The sequence below is a fragment of the Mesorhizobium silamurunense genome (genome assembly GCF_014843905.1).
Classification (GTDB): Bacteria; Pseudomonadota; Alphaproteobacteria; order Rhizobiales; family Rhizobiaceae; genus Mesorhizobium; species Mesorhizobium silamurunense.
In genome coordinates this window covers 22,904-46,549 of sequence record NZ_LPVS01000044.1, presented here as the reverse complement: position 1 = coordinate 46,549, position 23,646 = coordinate 22,904, and the positions used below count along the sequence as shown (strand labels likewise).

Sequence of the window (23,646 nt, the reverse complement as noted above, 5' to 3'; positions counted from 1 at the left end):
TATTTGGAGGAGGTTCCCATGAAGGTTACCATATTGGCGAATTACGAACCCCATGCCGCCAAAGGGCTGATGCAGGGATCGAACCGGGAAGTTGCAATCAAGGCGCTTTTTGAAAGCGTCGGCGGCAAGATGAGCAGCCTGATGTTCACGCGTGGCCTCTATGATGTCGTCGTCAATGGTGAGGTGCCGGATCAGGTTGCAGGGATGGGCATGGCGCTTGCGGTGCGGGCAAGTGGTTCGGTGAGCGACATGGTCGTCCTCGAAGAGCTCGACATGAAGGCGGTGCTCGCGGCCGCCAACAAGGCCGCCGGCGTCTACAAGCCCGCCGGCTGATCAACCCGACGCGGCGCCGCAGAGCCGCAAGGAGAATGCTGCTCAAATCGATCGGAGGAAGCTATGACCGCCTACAACGTAGTCCGCTTTCGCACCAAGCCAGGCAAGGAGAAGGCCTTCGTCGATGCGCATGAGAAGGTGTCGCTGAAGGCCAAGGGCTTTCGCAAGGGCGCCCTGATCAAGACCGGCGAGCGTACATTCTGCATGGTCGGCGAGTGGAACGACATGGACAGCCTCGCCGCGGCGCGCCCGACGATGATCGGCATTCTCGACACGTTCCGCGATATGCTTGAAGACCTCGGCGGCGATCTCGGCGTGACGGACCCGGTGTCCGGGACGGTCGTTGCGGAAATAAGCTGAGAAAGCCGCCGATGGGCAATGGCCGAGCCGCCAGACGCGCTCGGCCGGCGCCCTTCGGCCGGAAGCTCGCGCCTGCCTCGGCCCTTTAAAACGGCAAACGGATCTCTTCGATCTGATCTGCCTCCCGCCAGCCGATGTCCTTGCGGATCTCCGGCGGCAGGCTGTTCAGCTCGCGCGCCGTCCTGCGGCGCTTGCTCGCCTGCGCAAAGGCGGCTCGGATGCGGCTAAGGCTCTTAAACATTGGGACCTCCACAAAGCAGCGGCAGAAAGATCGGTGCTGCCCGCTCACCAGGGCGCCGCTTTTGCGATGCGTCTGTAACCAGCCGATTGCGCGGAAACGGTGAAATGCTTCACGAAGCCGGAATAGCCTGAAACATATGCATGCAAACTAACTAAATGGAGTTGTGGCGATCCCGCCGCCGTTTCAACGTGCCGCCCAATTGCTTTTCAGGCCGGTCGGCCCAGCCTCCCTCACGATGACCTCGCGGTGCGGATAGGGGATGCCTATGCCGTTCTGCTTGAACGTGTCCCACAGCGCCAGCAGCACCTTGCCGCGCACATTGGTCAGCCCCTGCTGGGGGTCATGTATCCAGAAGCGCAAGACGAAGTTGAGCGAGGAGTCGCCGAACCCCGTCAGCCAGCAGACCGGCCGGCGGTCGGCTTCGACCCGGCCGACGCTGATCGCGGCCTCTATCGCCAGTTCGCTGACCTTATGGGGGTCGGCGTCGTAGGACACTCCAAAGTCCACGTCGAGCCGCACGAGATTGTCGCTGAACGACCAGTTGATGACCCTTTGGGTTATGAAGTCCTCGTTCGGGATGAGATACTCGCGGCCGTCGCGCGTCACCACCGAGACGAAACGCGCCCGCAATTCACGTATCCAGCCGAATGTGCCTTCGAGCGAGATGGTGTCGCCCGGCTTGATCGACTTGTCGAGCAGGATGATGATGCCGGAGACGAAGTTCGAAACGACCTTTTGCAGCCCGAAGGCGAGACCGACGCCAATCGCTCCGGAGAAAACCGTTAGCGCCGTGAGGTCGATGCCGATGGCGGAAAGGGCGACAACGCCGGCAACCACGACCAGGCCGATCTTTGCCACCTTGCCGACGAGGACGCGAATCGAGGGCGTCAGTTCCTCGGAGATGCGGACGCGCTCATCGACATAGTTGCCGATGACCACGGCAAACCAGACCGCGGCGACCAGCAGCAGTAGCGCCTTGAACAGCAGGAGGGCCGACAAACGGATCGCGCCTAACGAGATCGCGAGGCTGTCGAGGAAGGTTCCAGTCTCCTCACTGATGCCCAAGATGACAAGCGCCGCATAGATCCAGATCAGCCAGCCGAGAAGCCGGGCGACGAGGCGGTTGTGGATGATGCGTGACAGCACCGACGCCACCAGCCATGCAAGCGACAGCGAAAGCGCGATATGGAGGAGATGGGTACGGCTTGGCCAGGTGAAGGCACGCAAGACGCTGAGTGCTGCAAACAGGAAGAGCGCGAAGAGGATCCAATCGGTGCGCCGCAACAGGGCTATCACGACCCTCAGCAGTCCGGGATGGCCCTTGATCTGGCGCGCTTGGTCCTCCGCGAGCGGCTCGATACGCCGCGCCGCGAGCTTGGCCGCGAGGAACAGTGTGACGATGATGGCGGCCTGATAGAGAAACCACGGATTCGCGGCATAGTCGAACCATCCGCTGGCCCAGGCCAGTGTTCGACCGATGGTGTCGCGAACATCCATTGCCACACGACCATCATGGACGGGCTAGCAAACCGCGACCCGCCGTTGCGGGGCCCACTTCAGGGCCGCGTATTCATGGCGCTCCGGGCTAGAGCGAATCAGCTTTTCAGAGAATCGCTGATCCGCTCCCAAGCATTTGTTTTTTACGCAATTCCGAACGGAAAACCGCTACGCACTTTTCCTGGAATTGCTCTATGCGCCGCCCTGGCCGGCGCGTTTGCCCGACCTATCCTGCCTTTGATCTTCTTCGTCGATCTCGCCCATCGCCTGTTCCCAAAAGCGCAAGTCGGCGCCCTCGGGCTTTCCTTCCTTTTCCCAAAGCTCATAGGCTCGCTGTCGGATGCGGTCTTCCCTGCTCTGGTCAGCCATGGATTCCTCCCGATCTCTGTTTCATCGGAAGGAACGTCGGCGCCAGCGAAACGATCCATGCGAAGGCCTGGCGGCAGCCAATTTTCTCGGCGCCGCCCGGCCCTCACCCGATCATTGCGCCATCCTTGGCAATCGCGTGCCGGCTCGATAGATCATGTGCGGTTTCAAATATTCTTTCTTCATGATTTGGCCCCCTGGCTAGCCCAGTTGCGGCGCGCAGGCTGGGCCTGTCAGACAAACCAGCAGAACTCGCGTCGCGGTCGCCCGCCTGTCACGACTTGCCTGTGGTCACCCTCAGAACTTGTAGTTGATCTTGCCGACGACGACGTTTTCCGTGTTTCGGTTGTCGACGAAGAAGCCCGGCAGCTGGTCGCTTTCACCGGCTTTGGTGCCGAAGTCGTAGTAATTCCATTCGACGCCGGCGGTCCAATGGTCGGTGAAAGCGTATTCGGCGCCGAGACCAGCAGTCCAGCCGACGCGTGAGCCACCACCAAACGACTGAGGAAAAAGGTCGACCTCGGCGATCTTATACTTGGTGAATGCGACGCCGGCGTCACCATAGATCAGGAAGCGGTCGAACGCGTATCCGAGACGTCCGCGCACCGACGCCAGATAGTCCTGCTTGGTCTCGCAAGTCGTACCAGGGGTGGTCGAACATTGGTTGTCGCCCTTTACGGTCGAGCCCGCAAGGTCGCCTTCAATGCCGATGACATACTGGTCGATCTGGTAGTTGTAGCCGATCTGTCCGCCGAAAATACCGCCGGAGCCGTTGGTGTTAAAGGGAACGAAGTCGCCCGACCAGCGGCTATTGTTCCATCCGCCGCCTGCCTGGCCGCCGATGTAGAAGCCGGTCCACGAAAAAGGCATGGCCGCAATGGGCTGGACGATATCCGCAGCCAGAACCGGAGAGGATGCCGCGAGAAATGCAACGGAACAAAGTAATGCCAGCTTCATGGAAGATCCCCGCATAGATCGATGCAAAATCAATACCACAACGCGGACTTCGCGGCATAACCAAAAGCCTCAACGCGAGACCTTTTTGAGCGAGTTCAGTTGCAGCAAAGCAACAAATAAGCACTTGCTGTTGCACGAAAACCCGATGTCTGTGGCGATGGCGTCAGCCCGCCATCCTGCCGTCCCTCCCGACCAGCCTGCCTCGGCGATACACGGCGCGCTGCTTAGGCACTGCCACCACCGCTTCCGGAGCGTGCTCGGCCTTCAATGCGACGAAATCGGCCTTGGCGCCGACGGCGATGCCGTAGCCCTCCAGGCCCAGCGCCTTCGCGCCGGCGCGGCTCACTACGTCATAGGCCGCTTCCAGTTCCCAGTCCTCGTAGAAGCCGGAGCGGTAGCCGATTATGTTGGCGCGGTTCAACATGTCGCCATCGCCATACGGCCACCAGGAATCGCGGATGTTGTCGGAGCCGCCGAAGACGGTGACGCCCGCCTTGCGCAATGCCGCCACCGGCGGGAAGGGATCGTTGCCCGGCGCGTTGGTCATGACGGCAACGCCGGAGGCGGCCAGCATCTCGCCGGCCCTGGCCAATGCGTCGGCGGAAATATGGCCCAGCGCATAGGCGTGGCTGATGGCGACTTTTCCTTGCATGCCCAGCGCCGCGGTCCGCGCGGCGATCTCCTCGATCTCGAACAGGCCGAGCATGCCGCCGTCATGCAGATGGATGTCGACGCCGACGCCGCGCTTTTCGGCGAGGCCGAAGACGACGTCGAGATGGCCCTTCACGTCGCGGTCGAAGCTCGCCGGGTCGAGCCCGCCGATCAGGCCGCAGCCGAGTTTTAAAGCCTCGTCCAGGAGCTCCGCCGTGCCGGGTGAGGACAGAATGCCGCTCTGCGGGAAGGCGACGAGCTGGATGTCGATCGCCTCGCGGTATTTTTCGCGCACGGCAAGGATCGTCTCGACATGCTTCAGCCCGACCGCGGCGTCGACCATGACATGGCTGCGCATAGCCAGACTGCCATTGCCAACGCAAAGCTCGAGCTGGTTTTTCGCGCGCTCTTCCATCGGCGCGGCCTGCTCAAGGTTTTGCATCTGGAAGGCGACCCGCTCGCGCACGTCGAAGCCGTTGGTGCAAGGCATATGCGGGCGCCAGGCATCGCCATAGAAGGAGGTGTCGAGATGGATGTGGCCCTCGACGAAGGCCGGCAGCACCAGTTGGCCGGCGAGGTCGATGGCGCCGGTCGGCGGGCTGTCAGAATTGTTGGCCGCAGGGGTAATGGCGCTGAAGCGGCCGTCGGAGACGGTCAGGTCGGCCAGCGAGCCGTCGGTGAGTTTTGCGTTGAGGAAATGGGGCTGGTGCAAGATGCATCCATTGGAAGTGAGAGCGTTATTCGTTGCCGTTCGGGAGGCCGAGGTCAATGCGACGGAAAATAGAAAGTCTTTCGCCGAAGCCGCCGATCTTTCCCGCAAGGGGGAGATTTGCGCGCTTGGTCACCTTCGCAACTGCCGCCGTTAACCATGATCTCACGCGGCGGTGGGGAAGTCCTTGCCCCCTGCCTATTCCGCTATCGCGGAAGTTTCCGCGCGCCAAAAATATGCGATAGTGCATTCTGCGGTACGAGGCCGCCGTGGTCGACGCGGACGCCCAAGCACATCCCCAACAATGTCGCCCCCAACGGCCGCGTCGACCATGAACTTAACGGCGATCTGACCCGGGTCGCCGTTTTGTTTGGGCCGATCAGGTTGTCTTGGCGTGTCAGGCTTGGGACCTGGCGTATTCCGCGACCAGCCCGTCATATTCCTCGAAGGCCGGCAGGGCCGCATAGCTGTGCGCGGCGGGCGTGGTCGCCCAGGGCAATTTCTCGCTGGTCCAGGTCTCGACGAAGGGCGTGAACCAGGCGGGGTCATCCAGCATGGTCGGGCGCAAATTGACGAACCAGTCAAGCCCTTCCGGCCGGGTGAACATCCAGGTCATGCAGTAGCCGCAGAAATAGTGTTTCGAGGCGCCGTGCAGGCCGCCGATCACCGGCTCGCCCTTGGTGATCTCGAAGCCGTCCGCGGGAATGGCGGCGCTCAACGAATAGGCGCTGGACGACATCCGTTGGCAGCCGGTGCAGTGGCAGGCCATGGTGAGCAAAGGCTTTGCCGAGATCCTCAGGCGCACGCGGCCGCAGCGGCAGCCTCCTTCGGCAGGCAGGGAAAGATTGGGCAAGACGGGTCTCCTTTGCGGGATGATAAGTTCGTTTCACGAACTGCGAATGCCGGCGCGAAGGATCGCGGCCTTTCAGCCCTCAGGCCCCAACCAGCGCCGCCGTCGTCGTCATCCGCGCGCCCTGCTCCGCAAAGGCCTGGTTGTGCCGCTCGATGATGTCGGACGCCTTCTCCTCCTGGGAATCCAGCGTCGAATGGGCGTCCGAAACCACGGTGACGCCAAGCCCTTCGGCAAAGGCGCCTTTCACCGTGGCGGCAACGCAGAAATCCGTCTGAGCGCCGATGAGCACGACGTCCTCCGCGCCCTGCCCCGCCACCCATTCGGCAAGGGCCGCGTTGGAGAACGCATTGCCGACCGTCTTGCCGAAGGTCGGCTCGTCTGCGGCCTGGCCGAGCAGCGGCCACACCGGCCAGCCGGACGCGCCCGGCGCCAGCGGATCGCCCGCCGGCCCGTCATGACGGATGAAGGCCACCTTGCGGCCGGATTTCCGCGCCCAGTCGATCAGCGCGCGGGCGCGCACGGCGATTGCATCGGCATCATGGATCGGCGGATCGAAACGGCCGTCGAACATGCCGGTCTGCAGGTCGATGACGATGAGCGGAGCGGCGGCAGAGGGTGCGGTGTCTGGCATGGCGCGAAGATAGCGTGGGTGGGGGATGGGTCAAGGCTGTGACGAGCCGGCCTTGAGTCAGGACTGACAATCCCCAGCTGAACTTGTAAAACGTCACAACCACGATGGTCGAGGGCCTGGGGGATGACAATGAATGAACAATACACCGTATTCCTGATCGGAGGAGGCACCGGGGGTAAGGAGCAAGCGGTGTTCATGCTGCATGACGTGGGAACCAGGTGCAGACTCACCTGCAGTTATCGGAACAAGGTCATCGAGGCGGAAGAAGACGACTATTTCGAAGCCCTGTGCCAAATCCGCAAGCAGCTCGAAGTGGAAGGAATTCTGCCCTTTTGTTACGGCGCGAGTTGCAATGTTTTCCCTGAAGGCACCGTGACAGACATGAGTCGTGGATTGGTGGTCTGCAAGGTGAAAGCGGGAGAGCGTCCCAAGGAGAGCGAATTAGTCAACATATTTTGACGAAGGTTATGACGTGGTGCCCGTATTCGTCAAAATGCAGCGGCAGTTTTGGGATTCATGGCTCGCCTCCCTGCCCTCTCCTGAGTTGAGCAAAGGGAAGGTCGGCGCTGCGCACCCTCTCTTGCGATTTCTAACACTTAGCTTCGCTAAAGTGTTGAAATCGCTTTCTCCCCCGGGGAGATAGCGCCGCCTCACGACATCAGGGGCATCGGGCCTTTCAGCGCCTCGGCCAGTGCGTCTCGGAAGGCCGCGATCGGCCGCGCCAGCCTGCCGGCCGGCGGGCGGTGGAGCAGCCAGCAGCGCACCTGCGGCTTGAAGCCGGGGCAGTCGACCACCTCGACCGCGTCGCGCCAGGGGCTGCCCGACAGCGCGCCGGGCGTGACGACGCCGATGCCGTGGCCGCGCGCCACCAGCGACATGCGCAGATCCGCACCCTGCGCCTCGACGCCGACATGGAAGGGCAGCCGCGCCACCTCGAAGCGGTGGCGGATGAAGGCGCGGAAACCGCAGCCGGTTTCGTTCAGCACCCAGGGGTAACGCGACAGCCCGTCGAGCTCGACCGGCTTCGGCACGCCGAGGCTGGGCGAGGCCACCAGCAAAACCTCCTGCACACCGAGATCGTCGCTGACCAATTCGGGTGGCGGCGCGACGCCCTCGGCGAGGCAGACCGCGACCGCGTCGATCTCGCTGTGCAGCACCTGCTCAACCAGGCGCGGCGACAGGCTGGAGGTGATCTTCAGCGTCAGTTGCGGGAAGGCTGCGCGCAAGCTGTCCAGCGGCTCGGAGAGCGCGCTGGTCGAGAGGTAGGGCATGATGCCGAGGCGGAATTCGCCCCTCACCTCGCCCGCCGGCGATACGCCGGCCTTCAGATCCTCCAGCGAGCGCAGCACGCGGCGGCCATGCTCATAGGCCTCGCGGCCCGAGGCGGTCGGCTTCAGCGGCTTCGACTGGCGGTCGAGCAAGGGCGTCGCCAGCCGCTCCTCGAGGTTCTGGATGCGGCGCGTGACACCTGGCTGGGTAAGGTTGAGCCTCGCCGAAGCGCCGACGATGGAGCCGGTTTCGACGACGGCGACAAAGGCTTCGAGGTCGTGAATGTTCATGCGTACCTCGCATAATCATTATCATGTCAATTCAATTGTAGCATTATGCTCGTTCGCAATAAAGTCCTCGCCGGATATGCCGACAACGAGGAAATCATGCACGGCAATGCACAACTGGCCGATCGACCAGCCGAAACCATCACCAGATCCCAGACGCTGCTGTTTGCCGCCTCGACCGGCATCATCGCCACCAACCTCTTCGCGCCGCAAACGCTGGTCGGGCTGATAAGTCATTCGCTGGGCGCCGCGACCTCGGCAAGCGGGCTCGTCTCGATGACGACTTTGCTCGGCTATGCCGCCGGGCTGTTCTTCCTGGTGCCGCTGTCGGACCTCGTCGAGAACCGGGTGCTGGTGCTGCGCATGCTAGGCGCGGGGGCGCTAGCGGCCGCCGTCGCTGCATTCGCACCTTCGGCAGGCTCGCTGCTCGCCGTGCTGTTCGTTCTCGGTGCCGCCTGCTCCTGCATCCAGGTGCTGGTGCCGGTCGCGGCCTCGATGGCGCCGCCCGGCCAGGACGGGCGCGTCATCGGCGACGTGATGAGCGGGCTGATGATCGGCATCCTACTCTCGCGCCCGCTGGCAAGCCTGGTCGCCGACGCGTTCGGCTGGCGCGCCTTCTACGGCATCAGCGCCGCGGCACTCGCATTGCTCGCCATCCTGCTCGGCCTCGCCTTGCCCAGGCGGCGACCGCCGGCGCAGTCGAGCTACGCGGCGCTGATCGCCTCGCTGCTGGAGCTTTTACGCCAGGAGCCGGTGCTGCGCCGCCGCGCCCTCACCGCCAGCCTGGTGATGGCAGCCTTCAGCGTGTTCTGGACGGCGGTGGCGCTCCGGCTCGCCGCTCCACCCTTCGAGCTTGGCCAGCGCGGTATCGCGCTGTTCGCGCTGGCCGGTGCCGGCGGCGCCGCGGTGACGCCGCTCTTCGGCCGCGCCGGCGACCGCAGCCTTACCCGCCCGGCGACGATCGCCTGCCATCTCGGTGTGATCGCGGCGCTCAGCCTCGCCGCCTGGGCGGGCGCGATCGAAGCCGGCGGCGCATGGCTGCCGCTCGCGCTGATGGGCGCCAGCGCCGTGCTGCTCGACATCGGCGTCACCGGCGACCAGACGCTCGGCCGCCGCGCCGTCAACCTGCTGCAGCCGAAGGCGCGCGGGAGGCTCAATGGGCTCTTCGTCGGGATATTCTTCCTCGGCGGCGCGGTTGGGTCGCTGCTGGCGGGGATTAGCTGGGCGTGGGGCGGATGGAATGCCGTGTGCGCGGCGGGGGCGGCGTTTGGGGTGGTCGCGCTGGTGGTGGATTGGGTGGAGTAGCAGCGGCGCCTGAACTGCTGATCTCCCCCTTGTCGGGGAGATGCCCCGCAGGGCAGAGGGGGGCGCGAAGGAACGCTACTTCGCGCATTTGTCTCTTGCGAGACACGTCACTACTGGTTGCCAAGTTAACTGAGACGCCGGCGGGACAGCGCCCCCCTCTGGCCTGCCGGCCATCTCCCCGACAAGGGGGAGATCAGCAGTTTCGGCGCCTCAGCCAATCCCGCCTGTCACCACATAAGCCCCCGCTACGCATCCATCCGGCAACCGCACGATCGCCGTGACGATCGAGCCATAGGAGCCGCGCCAGACGCTGTGGAAGCCCTGATGTGTCGAGGCCGGCAACACGACCCGACCGGTGTAGCGGCTGCCATCCGCCTGCATGAGGACCGGCTCACCGTTTACGTGGACCTTGACGGTGGCTGCATCCGGTCCCGTGCCGGCAGCATCGATCTCCAGCGCGATCGCGATCTCGTCGGTGTCGCCAGCGCGAACCGTTTCGGCAACCAGCGAAAGCGTGAGCGACTCATCGCCGGCGCGACCTCCAGCGCCCCTGCTCTCTGCGAACACATCATCCGCCAGCGCCGGCGTGCGCGGCGGGACGGTGCGGCGCTGGGTGGCGCGCTCGTAGTCGCCGGCGAAGCGCAGCAGCGCCGTGTCGTCATAGGCCTTGCCCGCGAAGGTCAGGCCCACCGGCATGCCGATATCGGGCATGGTGCCCATCGGCACCGTCACCGTCGGGATGCCGAGATGGCGCCAGACGAGATTGCCGTTGGCGACCCAGGTGCCGTTGCGCCAGGCGAGCTCGGCGGAGGCCTCGTTGACGTCGGCATCGGCCGGGCCGACATCGGCGGCGGCGGGCAGCACCACGGCATCGAGCCTGTTCGCCTGCAGCCACTCCTCGAAATCGACGCGGCGCGTTGCCTCCAGACCCTTCAGCCCTTCCTCCATGGTGGGAATTTCTTGCAGCGGCGCCACGCCTTGCTTCGCCCGCTCGACATATTCGGCAAGGTCAAAACCGTCGTCGCCGTAGCGGTCGGGCAGCGCGCCCGGCGGCTGCGGAAAGATCTTCGGGCCATCGACAGATGCGAGATCGGGGATGGCCGGATCGGCATTGGCGCGCAGGAAATCGTCCCACGACCAGATCGAGAGATCCCAGATCTCGCGGGCGGCAAACTCCTTTGGCACCAGGCCGCGATCGACCATGGAGCGTGCGCCCGGCCGGTCGCGCTCGTAATTGGAGACGACGGGGAAATCGACCTCGACCACCTCGGCGCCGAGCGCTTCCAGGTCACGCGCGGCCTGCCGCCAGAGCTCCAGCACCGAAGCGCGGGTCTCGATCGGCCGCTCGGCGCCGGCGTCCTTGCCGATATACATTTTCGGCACGCCGAGCCGCTTGCCCTTGAGCGCGCCTTGCAACGCCAGCCCGGCATAGCTTGCCGGCCTCAGCGTCGAGGCTTGCGGGATCGGCACCCAGGGCTGCACGCGCCAGAAATCGCCCCTCGCTTCGGCATCGTCGGCGACGATCACGTCGAGCAGTTCCAGCATGTCGGGAACAGTGCGCGTATGCGGCACCACCACATCCATCGTCGGCACCAGCGGCCAGTTGCCGCGCGCCGAGATCACGCCACGCGAGGGCGTGTAGGCGACAAGCGCGTTGTTGGAGGCCGGCGCGCGGCCGGACGACCAGGTTTCCTCGCCCAGCCCGAAGGCGGCGAAGCTCGCGGCCGTCGCCGTGCCCGAGCCATTGGACGAACCTGAGGCGAAAGCGGCGGTCAGCCAGTCGGCATTGTACGGGCTTTCGGCGCGGCCATAGACGCCGCGCTGCATGCCGCCATTGGCCATCGGCGGCATGTTGGTGAGCCCGATCAGCACCGCGCCCGCCGCGCGCAGCCGGGCGATGGTGAATGCGTCCTCGGTGGCGACCAGATACTCGAAGGCCGGCGAGCCGGCGGCGACCGTTAGGCCCTTCGCCTTGTAGCTGTCCTTGGCGGTGTAAGGGATACCGTCGAGCGGCCCGAGAGTTTTGCCCTCTCGGCGCCGCCGGTCGGAAGCTTCCGCCTCTTCGAACATCTTTGGATTGAGGATCGGCACGGCGTTGAGCGCGATGGCGTGGCGGTCGTAATGGGCAATGCGCCGCAGATATGCGCCAACCAATTCGACGCTGGTGACGGTGCCCGCTTCTAACGCACGGCGCAGGTCGGCGATCGAGGCTTCGACGAGGTGGAGTGTGGACATGATTGGCTGTTAGGTTGGCGTTTCCGTCACCTCTTGCCCTGCCGGATGTCTATACCGCAAGGGGGAGATTAGATGTCGCGATGGGTTTCGCCTGCGGTGGAGGATGGACCGGCAGAGGGAGATGCTGTCCTGCCGACGGCTTAGACCGCGCCAGCGCTTGTTAATGTTCGCGATGCTCGCAGCTTTGCACGCGATCACAACGTCTTGCTGTCGAACTGGCCGTTCTGCTTCATAAGCTCGATATAGGTCTTGGCCTGGGCGTTGCCGTGCTCCGCTGCCTTGAGGAACCACTTGGCCGCTTCGCGGTAGTTTGGCTTGCCGTCAATCCCAAAATAGTAGAGCGTCCCAAGACCGAACTCAGCATCGACATTGTCGGCCTTTGCCGCCTCCAGCCACCAGAACTCGGCTGCTTTGAGGTCCCTGGCTACGCCCTTGGCATTGGCGTAGGCGTATCCAACCCCCAACTGACCTGAAACATGCCCCTGCTTGGCCGCCTTCAGCCACCAAAGCATCGCATTCGCATCGCTTTGGACCAGGCCAATGCCTTTTGAATAGGCGACTCCAAGATTCGACTGCGCGCTGGCGTCGCCCTGGTTGGCTGCTTTCAACCACCAAGACGCCGCGTCCGCGTCACTCTTGGCAACACCTCTGCCCGTTGAATAAGCGGCTGCCAGCGCCGACTGCGCCTGAACGTCGCCTTGCTCGGCCGCTTTGCGATACCACGCTGCAGCTTGAGCGTCGTCCTTGCCCACGCCCTTTCCGAGCGTATAAGCGCTTCCAACGCTATACTGCGCCTGGGGAACGCCGCTGATCGCGGCCTTCATCCACCATTGAAATGCCAGCCTCTCGTCCTGCGCCAGCCCTTCACCTTCATGGTAGAGAACGCCGAGCATGTATTGGCCATTCGCGTTCCCCTGATCCGCAGCCTTGCGCGCCCATATGGCTGCGAGCTGGCTGTCTTTGCCGACTCCTAGACCGAACTTGTAAGCCTTGCTGAGGACATAGGCGGCTTCTGGATGCCCCTTGTCGGCCGCCCGGCGGGTCCACATCGCTCCCATTTTGTCGTCTTTTTTGACGCCCTGGCCGTCGAAGTAAACCTGACCGAGACTGTAAGCGGCCTCGACGCTCCCCGCATCGACCGCCTTGCGCCACCTGCTCATCGCTTTTGGTCAGCCCCTGGCCCCGAAAGTACAGAGCGCCGAGCTGGTATTCGCCATTAGCATTGCCCTTGTCGGCCGCTTTTTTCGCCAAACTGGCGGCAAGCTGATCGTCCTTCGCGACACCGCGCCCCAGAGAATAAGCCTGACCAAGCGCGGCCTGAGCCTCCGCATTTCCTCCGTCAGCGGACTTGCGCCACCAATAGACCGCCTGCTAGTCGTTTTGCGCGGTTCCTTCGCCGCGCCAGTACATAGCGCCTAGATAGCCCTGCGAATCCACGTTGCCCATGTTAGCAAGCAGCGAAAGCTGTCGAAACTCTTCACCATAGTCTTTGGCCAGGAAGGCGGCCTGCATCTTTCTTATGGCAGACCACTGCACATAGTAGTTTTTGACCGGCCCGAACAGGACATAGACGGCCAGGACTACCAAGGCGAGGCACAGCAATGGCCCGGGACGCGGCAAACGCGGGCTATAGACTTTCGTCTGCGACCCAGGTGGCCATTCGAAATTGCTCAAGATCACCCGCCCATTTGCAATCAACAGTAGTTGATAGCGCAATCTGGGCCGTTCTGAAATATACGCTGTAATAAAAAGCTACTCCGGCGCCCCAGCGAACAGCACCGTGCCATCCCCGCCTGCTGCCGGCCAGTCGCGGATGGTGCGGTCGATGCCGCCGGTCAGCAGCGTGCCGTCGGCGGCGAAGGCGACCGCGTATATCGGGCCGGTGCCGGGGTCGAACTCGGCGATCTCGGCGCCGGTGTCCATGTTCCATAGCCTGGCGGTGCCGTCGAGCGAGACGGAGCCCAGGCGTTTGCCGTCCGCCGACAGCGCCAGCGCATAGACGGTACCGGAATGGCCGTCGAAGCGGCGCACTTCCTTGAAGCTATCCAGGTCCCAGAGCTTGATCGTGTAGTCGCCGCTGCCGGTCACCGCATGATGGCCGTCGGCCGTGAAGAGCGCACCGTAAGCGCCGCGGTCGTGGCCGAGCCAGCTGCGCAGTTGCTTGCCGGCGACTATGTCCCACAGCTTCAGCTCGCCATCGATGCTGGCGGTCAACGCCTTGGTGCCGTCGGGTGAGACGGCGACGGCGCTTACCGACCAGTCATGGCCGGGCAGCAGGTGCAGGACAGTGCCCTTCTCAAGATCCCAGACGATGACGGAGCCGGTGTCGTGCCCGCTGACGGCGCGCTTACCGTCGGGGCTGACGGCGAGCTTGTTGACGCCGCCGTTCTGCCCTGAGGAGAAGACGTGCAGCACCGCGCCGTCGGACAGCTGGCGCTGCGCGATCTCGCCGTCGTCGCCGGCGGTGAGCGCGGTTCTGCCGTCCGGCATGAAGAGCGCGGTGCGCGCCATGTCCTTATGGACGCCCAGATTGCGGATCAGGCGCTTGCCGTCGATGTCCCAGAGCTTGATCATGCGGTCGGTGCTGGCGCTCATGATCTCATGCCCGTCTGCCGACACCGCCAGCCAGACTACAGCGTCACGATGGCCCTCCGGCGCGGTCGGCTGCGCCGAGGGCTGCGGCGGGAGCGGCGCCACCGTCTCAGGCGGCGTGGCCATTTCAGGCTGCGCGGCCGGCGCCAGCGCGGTTTGCTGGACGGGCTGTGCCGGGGTGACGGGCGCTGGTGCCAGCTCGGCTGGCGGTGACGGCTTCGCGGCCGATTCCCGCGCGGGCACGGCCGGCTCTGGCGCGGGAGCAGACACGGGCCCGGCCGATGGCGGCGCCGGTTGCGCCGGAGCGGTGGCGACTTCCTTCGGCTGCGCCGGCTGTTCGCGGACGGCTTCCCGCCACGGGCCGAACTGGTCGGCGACGATGACGAACAGCGCAATGAGCGGCACGGCAAGCACGATACGGCGCAGCGTAGAACGCCCGGTAGGCACGATCTCGGCATCGCGGCCAAAGAGAGGCGCCGAAGGATCATGCCTTGCCGCCGCCGGCAGCAGACCGGCAAGGAACAAAAACCCGGCGAGAATCGAAAGCACGCCCGCAGCGCCGAAGATCTCGGCGCTCGTCGTGGCCGGGGGTTTGCCGCCCAGCGCCACACAGAGCTTGGCGAAGCAGGCGAAGCCGACGACGAGCATCGCCAGCGCCAGCAGGCTGTCGGTCGATCCTTTCATCTATCCCCCAGCCGCCTTCAATGGCGGAAGCCACCAGCCATCTTAGCGGAGCTTGGCGCGGAGGCTAAGTGCAAGACATCACACGAGGAACGATAAATGTGCTTTGGCCAAGCATGTCTTTTCGATCGAGTGATGCCTTCTCGGATTTACACGCCCGGCCGACCAAATCGCCATGCCCGGCTCTCTCGCACCGTGACCGACCGACACTGTGAGCAGAAAGCCACATTTTCCCAAGAATAGACGGGACTGCTAGCCGGCTTGGTTGACAGGAAAGGCCCTTGTGACATCGTCCGACGGGGATTTTTAGGAGAGCTTGGCATGAAGAAGATTTATGAGAGGCCTTCCCTGGTGAAAAAGGGCCGGCTTTCGGCAGTCACTGCGCAGGTGGCTCCATCCACACAGCCGCCGCCGCTGACTTAAACGATTTTGAGACAGTGATAAGGGGGTTATCATGAAGAAGACCTACGAGAAGCCGACCTTTGTCCGCAAAGGCAAGCTTTCGGCGACCGTTGCGGCAGTTGTTTCACTCGCCAACGGCGCGGCAGCGTAGTCGGACAGTCGGATTGCAACCTGCCGGCAGTACTCGCACGGAGCAGCCTGCCGGCGAAAGGCTGCGCATTTTCGGCACACTCTTCAGAGCGCCAGCACCAGATCATCTAGCACCATCTGCCAGTGATGCGTCGTCGACAGGCGTACACGCGTCACCGCCTTCAGCATCGGCGCGTGGTGAACCGGCGCCAGCGCCGACAGCGCGACGTCGTCGCGCGCGACCAACTCGTCCCCCAGCCAGCTTTCGACCAGCGCGGTCTCCCCCTCTGAGCGCAGCCATGCGGCAGTCAGCATCACCGAATGGAAGCCGAAGGGCGCAGCGCGGCTGAACTCTGCCGGATGGCCGCTGCTGGTGTAGGCGATGTAGGCGCCCGAGACGTTGCCGTTGACATAGCCCTCGCTGTTCTTGGTGTGGTCACGCGACATGGCGTTGAGATTGTACCAGCCGAGCCCGGCATGGCCCGACGGTATCTTGCACAGGCCGCGGGTGGTGACATCGTCGAAGCCGATGGTGCTGAGCGCCGCATCGGGCTCAAGCGCGCCGGGCGCGAGCAGGCCAAGCTCGGCCGGATAGGCCGACAACGCGAGGCGCCGGTCGAGCCCGCCGCCGGCAATCACGATCTCATCCGCTTCGCCCGCGAGAGTAAAGCGGAAGGCCTCGCCCGGGCTGAGCGGCCGACTGTCGAGCAGCCGGCCCTTGCCCATCACGGATAGCGTTGCCGTGGCCGCGGCCGGCATCCTGCCGCTCACCATGCGCGCCGGCGTGAGGCCGACGGGCCTTGGCAGGCCCTCGCCGGCCAGGCCCACAAGCGAGCCGGGCGCGTCCACTAGGCGCACAAGCTGGTTCTCGTTGGCGCCGCTGGCACGCCAGCCCGGCGGCACCGAGACCGAAAAGCGATAGGTGCCGGGCGAGCGAATCGCGGCGCTGCGCCGTGTCGACGACATCGGGAAATTGGCAAAGCCGGCAGCGTTGCTTCGCGCCGCGACGATGAAGCGGCCGTGCTCGTTGAACAGCCGCACCACGATGCCGGCCATCGGGCGGTCAGCCTGGCCATAGGTTCCGTCGCCGTCGACATCCATGAAGACGAAGGAGGAGAAATTGAGCTTGCTGGATGTCAGGCCCCAGGCGGTGCGGGGCGCATAGTCGCGGGTCGGATCGGCGCTGCCGCGCGCCTTGCGCCGCTTGCGCCGCCAGCGCAGGGCGAGCGCGATGAGAGCGACGGCGCCGGCGAGGACAAGGGCGGAGATGAAGAGGACGAGGGCGTTGTCAGCCATGGCGGGGGAGCGATGCGCGAGAAATAATGTCCAAGATGAAAAGCATGAAGTCTGAGATCCCCCTTCCACGTCCGCAAAAGCTGGCTTGAGACGTCGTTACTGCACAGCCACTACTTGCGAGAGACAGCGCCCCCCTGACCTTCTCCCCTCGTGGGAGAAGGTCAGGTCGCCAATTCCACCCACACCGGCGCGTGGTCGCTGGCGTTGTCCTGGCCCCGTATGTCACGGTCGATCCCCGCCCCCTTCAGCTTCCGCGCCAGCTTCTTCGACAACAGGATATGGTCGAGCCTGAGCCCTGCATCGCGCGGCCAGCGGTTCCGGCGGTAATCCCAGAAGGTGTAGAGCCTCTCTTCTTTCGGGAAGACTTTGCGCAACGCATCGGTCCAGCCCTGCTCGATCAGCGCCGCAAAGGCGGCGCGGCTTTGCGGCTGGACCAGCGCGTTGTCGTCATAGGAGTGGGTTTGGTAGATGTCGCGCGGCTCGGGCACGATGTTGTAATCGCCGGCGAGCACCACCGGCAGGCCGGTGTCGAGCAACTCGCCCGCATACGCCGCGAAGCGCTCGTGCCAGGCGAGTTTGTAGTCGAATTTCGGTCCTGGCCTCGGGTTGCCGTTCGGCGCGTAGAGGCAGGCGATGACGACGCCGTCGACCGCCGCCTCGATGTAGCGCGCCTGGCGGTCGGCTTCGTCGCCGGGCAGCGCGTCGCGCGTCAGTACCGGCTCGGTGCCACGGGCAAGGATGGCGACGCCGTTCCAGGTCGGCTCGCCCTTCCACACCGCGCCATAGCCGGCATTGGCGAACCTGGTCAGCGGAAACTGCGTATCGCGGGACTTCAGCTCTTGCAGGCAGACGACGTCTGGTTTTGCCTTGGCGAGCCAGGCCAAGAGGTTTTCGAGGCGGCTGTTGATGTTGTTTATGTTGAAGGTGGCGAGTTTCATGCAAGTCTGCGCGATCCAGTCACGCCATCCGTGCCTTAATCGTCTCCGCCACCGTTTTCAGGTGATCCGCCGTCGAGAAACCCGAGATCTTCTTGCGCGGCTTCAAATCATGGTCGCCGTCCTCCAGCCAGATCACCTCGATGGCGTCGGAGAGGCCGTAGGTCGCGACCTCCTCCTTCGTGCCGAACTCGTCGCGCGTTCCTTGGAAGATGAGGGTCGGCGTCTTCAAGTCAGCGAGATGCTTCGTCCGCAGTTGCTCGGGCTTGCCGGGCGGATGGAAAGGGTAACCGAGGCAGACCAGGCCGGCGATCTCGCCCTTGGCAAACATATCGTCGGCGACCATCGAAGCGACGCGCCCGCCCATAGACTTGCCGCCGATGATGAGCTTTCCGGTCACGCCCTTGGCCCTGAGATCGGCGATCGCCTTGACGTATTCCGGGTTCACCGTCTCGGCGCGCGGCGGCGGCTTGCGGTGACCGTAGCGGCGCGCCGCCATGTAGTGGAACTCGAAGCGGGCGACGCGGAAGCCGGCGGCCGCGAAGGCCTTGGCCGTGGCGGCCATCGAGGCGGAATCCATCGGCGCGCCGGCGCCATGGGCGAGCAGGATGGTGACGGGGGCGGAGTCCGGGCCGTCGAAGAGGAAGTAGGTCATGAGGCGACCTTTCTGGAGAGGCCGAGTTCCTTCGCACCCCCCTCTGCCCTGCCGGGCATCTCCCCCGCAAGGGGGGAGATTGGCAGCTTTGGCGCCCCGCCCATTCTTGCAACGTTCGAGATTGGCGAAAGCGATTGAGCGCGCAATCTCCCCCCTTGCGGGGGAGATGGCCGGCAGGCCAGAGGGGGGTGCTCAGGCGCGAACATCTCGCTCACCTACCATGTGCAAATCCACGAACTGAATGCCCTTCTGCGCCAGCCTTGCCCATTCTGACTCTGCATCGAGCTCCAGATAGCGCGCCCACAGCCGGCGGGCTTCGGTAAAATTGCCGGCGTCGAATTCCAGTCGGGCGAGGTTGAACACCGGGTCGGCATAGGCGTTGTCCAGTGCGATCGCCTTGTGCAGATGCCTTCGCGCCGAAGCCACTTTGCCCTCGTCGCTCATCAGCCCGGCGAGGTTGAACCAGGCCTCGACGAAGCCGGGATCGAGTTTTATCGCGCGTGCATAATCATGCGCGGCTTCGGCGACGCGGCCGGCGCCGCGCAGGCAGTTGGCACGATTGAAGGCGGCGATGGCGTCCTTGGGATCGATCGCGAGGCAACGCTGGTAGAGTGCTGCCGCATCGTCGTGGCGCTCCTCCTCCTCTGCCGCTTCCGCCTCGGCGAACAGCTCCTCCAGCGTGTCGTCTTCCGATGACCCGAGGTCGAACAGCAGCTGGCCGTCGAGCTCGCTCGTCCCATCGTCGAGATAGATCGCGTCCGGACGGCCATACTGGGAGCCGAGATTGAGCGACTTGGCGGTGAGCGAGGTGACCGGGCCGGAGCGATGCACGGAGCGGACGATCGCCCCCCACGTGGCGCCGCTGGCGATCAGCCCGGCATATTTCTTGGCCAGGATCAGGTCGCGGAAGGAATAAGGTTCGCCGTCATGCTCGAAAGCGTCGAACAGCGACAGCATGTCGAGATCGTCGCCGGCAAGCCGCGATTGGTCGATCAGCGACTGCCTGGCCAGCGATGACGCCTCGGGCGCTTTCATCAGGCCAAGCAGGCGCAAAAAACCGTTCTCGCTGATCAGCGTGCGCCCTGCGGCACGCTCGCCCCTCGCGCGGCGCTCGATCTCGGCATCGCCGGTTTTCGCGACCTTGGCGAGAAGCACACGGCCGAACACGACATGCGTGGTGCGGCGGGTGACGCCGCGCCTCAGCTCCGCATGGCGGCGCTCGACCTCGCGCGCGGCGAGGCGCAACGGAAAGGCGGCCAGCGCGCCGACGACGCCGAAGACGGCGCCGGGAACGATCACCGGCCCTCCCGTCACTTCTTGCTCTTGCCGACGGCCTTCAACAGGTTCGCCCTCAGCGGGTTCTCAGGCGCGCCGCCGCCCGCGGCCGCCTTCTTGGCGGGCTTTGCCGGCGCCTCCTCGGCCTTGCTCTTCGACTTGGCCGGCGGCTTGGCCGACTGCGACAGGCTCGCCTTCAGCGCGTCCATCAGGTTGATGACGTTGCCGCGCTCCGGTGCTGCCGCGATGATCGGCTTGTGGCCCTTCAGCTTCTCGCGGATCATCGCCATCAGCGCCACTTCGTAGCGATCCTCATAGTTCTTCGGATCGAAATGGGTTTCCTTCTGCTTGATCAGCGCCTGGGCGAGATCGAGCATTTCCGGGTCCGGCTTGCCGGCCGGGATGTTGCCGAAATATTCAGCTGTGCCGCGCACTTCGTTCGGGTTTCTCAAGGTGCAGACGAACATGCCGTTCTCGCGCGCGCCGATCGTCACCACGCGCTCGCGGCTGGAGAGAACCAGACGCGCAATCGCCAGCTTGCCGGACTTGCGCATCGCCTCGCGCAGCACCACGAAGGTCTCCTCGGCCATGGCGCCGTCGGGAGCGAGATAATAGGGCGAGTCCTGATAGATGACATCGACCTCGCTCTCATCGACGAAAGCCTCGATGTTCATCGTGTGGTTGGATTCGATCCGGACCGCCTCGAGATCGCTGTCATCGATGATGATGTACTGCTTGTCCTCGTATTCATAGCCCTTGACCAGGTCCGAGCGCTCGACAAGGCCGAGCTCGGGATCCACCGGCTTCATGTTGATGCGGTTGTGGGTCTTCTTGTGCAGCTGATTGAACGAGATGCGTTCGCTCGCGCTGGTGGCCGGATAGAGCCGGACCGGACAGCTGACGAGGCTGAGCTTGAGGTAACCTTTCCAACTTGCCCTGGGCGCCATGATGAACTCCTACGCGGCCATGCACTGACATTTTAGCTTGAGCATGATCTTATCCGAAAACCGGTTCCCACTTTTCGGGATCATGCTCGCTGCAGCGCTTTTCGTCCGTGGGACGATTGGCGCCGTGGAAATCCTACACCGACCCCTGATGGTACCGCGAAATCCCTAGCGAAGTGTTTTTGGGGGCGGGTTGGCGCGGAGAATAGTTCAAATTGTAGGAAGCGTCGATGGGCGCCGCCCCCTTCCTCGCCCCCGCGAAGGCGGGGAGAGGTGGCTCGGCGAAGCCGAGACGGAGAGGGGGAATGGCGCAAAGCTGAATGCTTTCTGGCGCCTTGATCACATTCGCCGGCGCTGCCCCTTCTCCGACCGCTGCGCGGCCACCTCTCCCCACTTCGTGGGGGCGAGGAAACTAGGGCTGCACCACCGGCAAATCCCGTGCAAACTCATCGATCTCCGCCCACGGGTCGCCCGATGTCTCGAGCAATCCAGGCAGCGAGGCGTAGTTCAAATCCTCCGGCGCGTCGATCGCTTCGAGGTCCGTCCAGCTTACCGGGGTCGAGGCAGGCAGGTTGGTGCGGGCGCGCAGCGAATAGGGGGCGGCGGACGTGTGGCCGCGGGCGTTGCGGTGGAAGTCGATGAAGATGCGCCTCTTGCGGTTTTCCTTTCCCATGGTGGTGGTGAAGGTGTCGGGCGCGGTCGCGGCGAGAAAAGTTGAAATGGCGCTCGAGGCCTGGTGCAGCTTCTTCCAGTTCTGTTTTTCCGTCACCGGCACGGTGATGTGGATGCCCTTGCCGCCGGAGGTCTTTGCGAAAGGAACCAGGCCTAGGCTTTCCAACCCACCCTTGATGTGGACGGCCGCCTCCACCACCTCACGCCACGAAATCCCCTCGCCGGGGTCGAGGTCGAAGACGATCTGGTCGGGCTTGTCGAGCTTGGCGCGGTGCGTGCCCCAGGTGTGGAACTCGACGACGCCGAACTGCGCCAGCGCCAGATAGCCCTTCGCATCCTCGACCGAGAGGTAGGTCTTGGCCTCGCCCTCCGAATTGGTGCTCTCGAACACCGCCACCGAAGGCGGCATGCCGGTGAAGGCGTGGCGCTGGAAAAAGCAGTCCTGCGGCTTGCCGGTCGGGCAGCGCACCAGCGACACCGGCCGGCCGATGATATGGGGCAGCATGAAATCGCCGACCAGCGCGTAATAGACGGCGATGTCGAGCTTGGTCGGTCCGGTCTTGCCGAACAGCCGACGCTCGGGATTGGTCACCCAGATGGTGGCGAGATCGGATTCCGCGATCAGCCGCTTGCGCTTGACCGGCACCGGCGTGGTGAGGCCGCCGACATCGCGCAGACCGCGGAAGACGCCGTGGCGCAAGGCATTGTCGGCGGTGCGATTGGCGTAGTGAATGCGAGCCGACAGCAGCGGCTTCACCCAGTGCATCTCGCGCATGATCTCGCGCGGCGCGCCCTCGGGCGGCGTGGCGCCGGCGGTCAGCCGCTCCAGCCTTGCGAGCAGGTCCGTCGCCATGTCGCGGTCGAAGCCGGTGCCGACCTTGCCGCGATAATGGAGTTCGCCGTCGACGAACTCGGCCATGCCTAGCGCCGCCAACCCTTCCGCCCGGTCGGAAACGGTATAGCCGGCGATGACGAAATCGTCCGTCTTGAGCGCCTTTGCCTTGGTCCAGCTCTTGGTGCGACCGCTCTGGTAGATGGCGTCGGCGCGTTTGGAGACGACGCCCTCGAGCCCCAGTTCCGTCGCCTGTTCGTAGAGCCCGCGCCCATCGCCCTCGACATGGTCGCTGAACTGGATGGCGGAGTTGGCGGCCTGACCGGCGAGCAGCTCGGCAAGCAGCGCCTTACGCGTCTGCAGCGGCGCCTTGCGCAGGTCCCAGCCGTCGAGGTGGAGAAGATCGAAAGCGTAGAAATGCAATTTGGACCCGGCGCCTTCGGCCAGCGCGTCCTGCAGCAGCGCGAAGCGGGAGATGCCTTTATCGTCGAGCATCATGATCTCGCCGTCGATGATCGCCTGGCTCACCGGCAGGCGCGAAAAAGCTTGAGGGAGATCGCCGTAGCGCTTCGTCCAGTCGATGCCGCCGCGGGTGATCAGGCGCACCTCGCCGTCGACGACATGCGCCATGGTGCGGTAGCCGTCGAATTTTATTTCGTGCAGCCAGAGTTCGCGCGTTTTCTCCGCCGGCCCTTCGCCGCCCGGCGGCTTCGGCGCCTGGGTGGCGAGTTGCGGCTCGATGCGGCTTGGCGGCTCGCCCTTCACGGCGCCCGGCAGCGCGCCGGGCTTCAGCGAGCCAGGCTTCGGCGGCAGGCGCTGCGGCTTCTTCGGCGGCGCCACCAGCTCCTCGATGCGGCGGCCCGACTTCACGCTTTCCGGGCGCGCCTCGAGAATGTCGAGACTGGTGTCGGAGGCGAGGTCACGCTCCTTGAACAGCAGCCAGTTTTTCTTGTTCTCGTCCTCGCCGGGCTTCGGCTTCAGCCTGGTCAGCATCCAGCCGCCGTTGAGCTTCTGCCCGGCCAGCCGGAACTTGAAGGCGCCAGTGCGCAGGCTTTTCTCGACATCCTCCATCGGCGCCCAGGTGCCGGTGTCCCAGACGATCATCGGCCCGCCGCCATATTCGCCTTCGGGAATGACGCCCTCGAAGTCGATATATTCGATCGGATGGTCCTCGGTCTCGACGGCGAGGCGCTTGTCGGCGGGGTTGAGCGAGGGGCCGCGCGGCACCGCCCAGCTTTTCAGGACACCTCCCACCTCCAGGCGCAGGTCGTAATGGTCGGCCGTGGCATGGTGCTTGTGGACGACGAAGCGGTTGCCGCCCTCGCCTGCCAGTCCGCCCGCCGGCTCTGGTGTCCGGCTGAATTCGCGCTTGGCACGGTAGGATTTGAGTTTGGAGGGCATGGGTCAGATGCCAAAGCGCACGTAGGATTTGAGTTTGGAGGGCATGGGTCAGATGCCAAAGCGCAGAGCAGACAATCGCAAAGGCTGCGTTCCTTCGCGCCCCCCTCTGTCCTGCCGGACATCTCCCCCTCTAGTGGG

General features: G+C 64.4%; 24 protein-coding genes and 1 pseudogene. 6 read left to right on the top strand and 19 right to left on the bottom strand.

Annotation, left to right across the window (positions count from 1 at the left end; all coding sequences use genetic code 11):
• The first annotated feature begins 18 nt into the window (after positions 1-18).
• Positions 19-333, top strand: a complete 315-nt coding sequence (locus AU465_RS12645; RefSeq protein ID WP_192247444.1) for a GYD domain-containing protein — start codon at positions 19-21, stop codon at positions 331-333.
• Positions 334-396: 63 nt separating this feature from the next.
• Positions 397-693 carry a putative quinol monooxygenase gene (locus AU465_RS12640; RefSeq protein ID WP_192247441.1) on the top strand — a complete coding sequence of 99 codons (297 nt, stop codon included), beginning with the start codon at positions 397-399 and terminating at the stop codon, positions 691-693.
• An 85-nt stretch (positions 694-778) separates the two neighbouring features.
• On the opposite strand, the gene AU465_RS12635 is transcribed toward AU465_RS12640, so the two are convergent.
• From AU465_RS12635 to AU465_RS12605, 7 genes are all read right to left on the bottom strand, one after another.
• The gene (locus AU465_RS12635) at positions 779-934 is read right to left on the bottom strand and encodes a DUF1127 domain-containing protein (RefSeq protein ID WP_192247439.1); all 156 of its coding nucleotides are present in this window, start codon (positions 932-934) and stop codon (positions 779-781) included.
• Between the two features lie 183 nt (positions 935-1,117).
• Positions 1,118-2,431, bottom strand: a complete 1,314-nt coding sequence (locus AU465_RS12630) for a mechanosensitive ion channel family protein (RefSeq protein WP_192247477.1) — start codon at positions 2,429-2,431, stop codon at positions 1,118-1,120.
• Between the two features lie 192 nt (positions 2,432-2,623).
• A complete protein-coding gene (locus AU465_RS12625; RefSeq protein WP_192247436.1) occupies positions 2,624-2,800 on the bottom strand; it encodes a DUF2934 domain-containing protein in 177 nt (58 codons plus the stop codon).
• A gap of 294 nt (positions 2,801-3,094) precedes the next feature.
• The gene (locus AU465_RS12620; RefSeq protein ID WP_312891246.1) at positions 3,095-3,793 is read right to left on the bottom strand and encodes an outer membrane protein; all 699 of its coding nucleotides are present in this window, start codon (positions 3,791-3,793) and stop codon (positions 3,095-3,097) included.
• Positions 3,794-3,917: 124 nt separating this feature from the next.
• Entirely contained in the window at positions 3,918-5,117 is a 1,200-nt protein-coding gene (locus AU465_RS12615) for an amidohydrolase family protein (protein WP_192247433.1), read from the bottom strand.
• Between the two features lie 394 nt (positions 5,118-5,511).
• A complete protein-coding gene (locus tag AU465_RS12610; RefSeq protein ID WP_192247430.1) occupies positions 5,512-5,967 on the bottom strand; it encodes a GFA family protein in 456 nt (151 codons plus the stop codon).
• Positions 5,968-6,046: 79 nt separating this feature from the next.
• Positions 6,047-6,598, bottom strand: coding sequence for an isochorismatase family protein (locus tag AU465_RS12605; RefSeq protein ID WP_192247427.1), 552 nt, complete (start codon positions 6,596-6,598; stop codon positions 6,047-6,049).
• 129 nt (positions 6,599-6,727) lie between these two features.
• Between AU465_RS12605 and AU465_RS12600 the strand changes: the two genes are divergently transcribed.
• Positions 6,728-7,057 carry a hypothetical protein gene (locus AU465_RS12600; protein ID WP_192247424.1) on the top strand — a complete coding sequence of 110 codons (330 nt, stop codon included), beginning with the start codon at positions 6,728-6,730 and terminating at the stop codon, positions 7,055-7,057.
• Between the two features lie 191 nt (positions 7,058-7,248).
• Here AU465_RS12600 and AU465_RS12595 read toward each other — a convergent pair whose 3' ends face one another.
• Positions 7,249-8,157, bottom strand: coding sequence for a LysR family transcriptional regulator (locus AU465_RS12595; RefSeq protein ID WP_192247421.1), 909 nt, complete (start codon positions 8,155-8,157; stop codon positions 7,249-7,251).
• A 96-nt stretch (positions 8,158-8,253) separates the two neighbouring features.
• On the opposite strand from AU465_RS12595, the gene AU465_RS12590 reads away from it, so the two are divergent.
• Positions 8,254-9,459 carry an MFS transporter gene (locus tag AU465_RS12590; RefSeq protein ID WP_192247418.1) on the top strand — a complete coding sequence of 402 codons (1,206 nt, stop codon included), beginning with the start codon at positions 8,254-8,256 and terminating at the stop codon, positions 9,457-9,459.
• Between the two features lie 210 nt (positions 9,460-9,669).
• Here AU465_RS12590 and AU465_RS12585 read toward each other — a convergent pair whose 3' ends face one another.
• The 5 genes and pseudogenes from AU465_RS12585 to AU465_RS12565 all read right to left on the bottom strand — a co-directional run bounded on the left by AU465_RS12585 (position 9,670) and on the right by AU465_RS12565 (position 14,970).
• Positions 9,670-11,694 (bottom strand): amidase, encoded by a 2,025-nt coding sequence (locus AU465_RS12585; protein WP_192247415.1) that lies wholly within the window; start codon positions 11,692-11,694, stop codon positions 9,670-9,672.
• A gap of 194 nt (positions 11,695-11,888) precedes the next feature.
• Positions 11,889-12,854 (bottom strand): SEL1-like repeat protein, encoded by a 966-nt coding sequence (locus tag AU465_RS12580; RefSeq protein WP_192247412.1) that lies wholly within the window; start codon positions 12,852-12,854, stop codon positions 11,889-11,891.
• 73 nt (positions 12,855-12,927) lie between these two features.
• Positions 12,928-13,011: pseudogene (locus AU465_RS37805) on the bottom strand (hypothetical protein); the annotation flags it as partial.
• A gap of 54 nt (positions 13,012-13,065) precedes the next feature.
• Positions 13,066-13,368 carry a hypothetical protein gene (locus AU465_RS12570; RefSeq protein ID WP_192247409.1) on the bottom strand — a complete coding sequence of 101 codons (303 nt, stop codon included), beginning with the start codon at positions 13,366-13,368 and terminating at the stop codon, positions 13,066-13,068.
• Between the two features lie 78 nt (positions 13,369-13,446).
• On the bottom strand, positions 13,447-14,970 hold the full coding sequence (locus AU465_RS12565; RefSeq protein ID WP_192247406.1) for a WD40 repeat domain-containing protein: 1,524 nt from the start codon (positions 14,968-14,970) through the stop codon (positions 13,447-13,449).
• A gap of 318 nt (positions 14,971-15,288) precedes the next feature.
• Between AU465_RS12565 and AU465_RS37800 the strand changes: the two genes are divergently transcribed.
• On the top strand, positions 15,289-15,390 hold the full coding sequence (locus AU465_RS37800) for a putative RiPP precursor (protein ID WP_376774850.1): 102 nt from the start codon (positions 15,289-15,291) through the stop codon (positions 15,388-15,390).
• Positions 15,391-15,421: 31 nt separating this feature from the next.
• Positions 15,422-15,520 carry a putative RiPP precursor gene (locus AU465_RS12560; protein WP_192247403.1) on the top strand — a complete coding sequence of 33 codons (99 nt, stop codon included), beginning with the start codon at positions 15,422-15,424 and terminating at the stop codon, positions 15,518-15,520.
• An 83-nt stretch (positions 15,521-15,603) separates the two neighbouring features.
• On the opposite strand, the gene AU465_RS12555 is transcribed toward AU465_RS12560, so the two are convergent.
• The 6 genes from AU465_RS12555 to ligD all read right to left on the bottom strand — a co-directional run bounded on the left by AU465_RS12555 (position 15,604) and on the right by ligD (position 23,508).
• A complete protein-coding gene (locus AU465_RS12555) occupies positions 15,604-16,794 on the bottom strand; it encodes a hypothetical protein (protein ID WP_192247399.1) in 1,191 nt (396 codons plus the stop codon).
• A gap of 161 nt (positions 16,795-16,955) precedes the next feature.
• A complete protein-coding gene (locus AU465_RS12550) occupies positions 16,956-17,732 on the bottom strand; it encodes an exodeoxyribonuclease III (RefSeq protein ID WP_192247396.1) in 777 nt (258 codons plus the stop codon).
• A gap of 19 nt (positions 17,733-17,751) precedes the next feature.
• Positions 17,752-18,384, bottom strand: coding sequence for an alpha/beta hydrolase family protein (locus tag AU465_RS12545; protein ID WP_192247393.1), 633 nt, complete (start codon positions 18,382-18,384; stop codon positions 17,752-17,754).
• A gap of 192 nt (positions 18,385-18,576) precedes the next feature.
• Positions 18,577-19,683: a tetratricopeptide repeat protein gene (locus AU465_RS12540; RefSeq protein WP_192247390.1), complete on the bottom strand. Its 1,107-nt coding sequence runs from the start codon at positions 19,681-19,683 to the stop codon at positions 18,577-18,579.
• Positions 19,684-19,694: 11 nt separating this feature from the next.
• Positions 19,695-20,606 carry a non-homologous end joining protein Ku gene (ku, locus tag AU465_RS12535; protein WP_192247387.1) on the bottom strand — a complete coding sequence of 304 codons (912 nt, stop codon included), beginning with the start codon at positions 20,604-20,606 and terminating at the stop codon, positions 19,695-19,697.
• A gap of 409 nt (positions 20,607-21,015) precedes the next feature.
• Positions 21,016-23,508, bottom strand: a complete 2,493-nt coding sequence (gene ligD, locus AU465_RS12530; protein ID WP_192247384.1) for a DNA ligase D — start codon at positions 23,506-23,508, stop codon at positions 21,016-21,018.
• Positions 23,509-23,646 lie beyond the last annotated feature (138 nt).